This window comes from Bacteroides sp. 1001302B_160321_D4 (assembly GCF_015667765.1).
GTDB classification, from domain to species: Bacteria; Bacteroidota; Bacteroidia; order Bacteroidales; family Bacteroidaceae; genus Bacteroides; species Bacteroides xylanisolvens.
On the sequence record NZ_JADPLO010000141.1, the window covers coordinates 1 to 2,519 of the forward strand.

General features: G+C 43.1%; 1 protein-coding gene. It reads left to right on the forward strand.

The window, feature by feature from the left end; translation table 11 throughout:
• Positions 1-594: 594 nt before the first annotated feature.
• On the forward strand, positions 595-2,406 hold the full coding sequence (locus KFO40_RS25460; RefSeq protein ID WP_211146936.1) for a reverse transcriptase/maturase family protein: 1,812 nt from the start codon (positions 595-597) through the stop codon (positions 2,404-2,406).
• Positions 2,407-2,519 lie beyond the last annotated feature (113 nt).

Consider the following 2,519-nt stretch of genomic DNA (forward strand, 5'->3'; position numbering starts at 1 on the left):
GGTGCGCCAGTCAAGGCTATATCTTAATCGTCCCTTTGGCAAGGATTAGGCAAGTGTTCTTTGAAAACGACCTATCATCACCGACTTATCTGTCCAACGAAAGGCGGCAGGGAGTGTAGCACGTCGGGAGAACTATAAGTCAGTTAGTTACCAAACTGCGACTGAATAGCGATGATAAGACAAGTATGAGGATAAAACCCGAATTGGTTGAATGATAATCTGAGCGGTCTTTGTAGCAGGCTGTGACGTAAGGTAACTATGGGAACTACCGTTGTATGGATAGTTCTGAACCGTCATCACTGCAATACTCTTTTTGCAGTCGTAGAGTAGAAAGAGCAAGAACTTGTTGCAGCGCAACCGTAATCTACGGTAAAAGGTGGAAGTCATATCCGACAACTTGTCGTGCCAACAGTTAAGATACAGTAAACTGGGATTACCTAAATCGGAGCCTGCAAAGGCTATGGGAAACAGTTCCCGAAATTCCGACATGGTAACGGAGTCCCCGCAGTAGTCCGAGCAAGTTAATGGCTTGTACATGGCGAAGGGGGACAGCAGAGATTTTTAATACGATTAATGAATGATGTGAGAGACATTATGAGAAATTCGGCAAAAGTATTAAACAGTTTGAATCGACACAGCAAGGACTTGAATTACAAGTACGAGCGTCTGTACCGTATTCTTTTCAATACGGAGATGTACGCCGTTGCCTACCAGCGGATTGCCCCCAAACAAGGCAATATGACGGAGGGGACGGACGGCAAGACCATTGACGGGATGAGCATTAAGCGCATTGAGGACTTGATAGCGTCATTGAAAGATGAAAGCTACCAACCTAAACCGTCAAGGAGAACGTATATACCCAAGAAAAACGGGAAAATGCGCCCTCTTGGTATTCCTGCCACAGAGGATAAGTTATTGCAGGAGGTGGTCAAAATGGTTTTGGAAGCCATATATGAGGATAGTTTTGAGGACACCTCGCATGGCTTCCGCCCCAAACGGAGCTGCCACACCGCCCTTAAACAGATTGAAAAATCTTTTTGTGGGGTGAAATGGTATATTGAGGGCGATATAAAAGGATTCTTTGACAACATCAATCACGATGTGATGATAGGAATCCTCAAAGAGCGCATCAACGATGCCCGTTTCATTCGGCTTATCTGCAAATTCCTGAATGCAGGGTACATTGAAGATTGGAAATTCTTTCACACGTACAACGGGACACCGCAAGGTGGCATTGTCAGTCCTATACTTGCCAACATCTATCTTGATAAATTGGACAAGTATATGGCAGAGTATGCAGCAAAATTTGACAGGAATGCCCGTAAAGAAGTGAACCCACAGTACAGACACTACCAACGTAAGAAAGAACGAGCTAAAAAGGCGTTGAAATCAGCAGTAAGCCTTGAACAAAGGAAACTGCTGGTTGGGCAGTTGCGGAAATATGATAATCTTATGTTACAGACCCCTGCTAAGAATGACATGGACTGCAATTATAAGAGATTAAAATACGTGAGATATGCGGATGATTTTCTGTGTGGCGTTATAGGCAGTAAAGAAGATGCAATGACAATCAAGTCGGATATAAAGAAATTTATATCAGAAAAGCTGAATTTGGAATTGTCTGATGAAAAGACCCTTATAACCCATTCTGGAACACCAGCAAAATTTCTCGGATTTGACATCAGAAACCGCGTATGCACAGAAACCAAAAGGGATTCCCTCGGTCGTAAAAGAAGAAGTCGGAACAAGACGGTGGAAATCAAAATCCCCAAAGATACGGTCAAGAAGAAACTTCTTGCGTATGATGTCGTGGAAATAAAGAAACACAACGGCAAGGAGATATGGAAACCAAAAGCGAGACCCGAACTGAACTTCAACGATGATTTGGAAATCTTGCGCAGGTATAATTCTGAAATCAGAGGTTTGTACAATTATTTTAGCATAGCGGTTAATTGTGCAAGCCAACTCTCCAATTTCGGATATATCATGGAATATAGTATGTACAAAACGTTTGCAGCCAAGTACCGAAGCAAAGTTAAGAAGATATGCAGAAGATACAAGCGTAACGGAATATTTTGCGTCAAATATCAGAACAAGGCTGGTAAACAAAAGGAAGAGTACTTCTATAAAGGAGGTTTCAAACGCCTAAAACCATCAAAGAACAACAGAATAGACATACTTCCCAAATTCATAATGCACACCAGCACTACCAGCCTTATGGATAGGCTGAAAGCTGAAAAGTGCGAACTGTGCGGTGCTAAGGGTCGTTTGGAAATGCACCATGTACGCAAACTCAAGAATCTTCAAAATAAAGAGCCTTGGGAACGGCACATGATTGCACGGAAAAGGAAAACCATTGCACTTTGTGGAACTTGTCATAAAAAGATTCATTATGGAACGATTTAAACTGCATATCGAAGCGGAGAGCCGGATACGCTGGAAGGTGTACGTCCGGTTCGGAGGCGAGTTTTCGGAAACCGACCATAGCAATATGGCACGGCGCTGGCTACTTAGCCTAC